Origin of the sequence: Flagellimonas marinaquae (assembly GCF_003992675.1) — a bacterium.
Taxonomy (GTDB): Bacteria; Bacteroidota; Bacteroidia; order Flavobacteriales; family Flavobacteriaceae; genus Flagellimonas; species Flagellimonas marinaquae.
On the sequence record NZ_RZMZ01000014.1, the window covers coordinates 95,866 to 96,148 of the forward strand.

Annotated in this window: 1 protein-coding gene; it reads right to left on the minus strand. The window is 53.0% G+C overall.

The window, feature by feature from the left end; all coding sequences use genetic code 11:
* The coding region (locus EO130_RS15440) for a hypothetical protein (protein WP_164732904.1) at nucleotides 1–283 on the minus strand (283 nt) is incomplete at both ends.

Sequence of the window (283 nt, forward strand, 5' to 3'; positions counted from 1 at the left end):
GTCAGGCTGCTCCACTGTCCGTCGAAATCGTCGGTGGCATCCAAATCCAAGTTCGCTGGTACATTGGAAAGGTCACCAAAGTCACCACTGAAACCGGAAAGGTCAAAATCGTTACCGTTCGGGGTCACTGTTACCGTTCCGTCGGTCGAAGTAATGGCCTGTAATTCGTTAGCCGGGTCGTTGTCCGCATCGTCCACATTGTCCACATTGTCTGCGAAGTCCGTTGGAACACCTGTCAAGCTGCTCCACTGTCCGTCGAAATCGTCGGTGGCATCCAAATCCA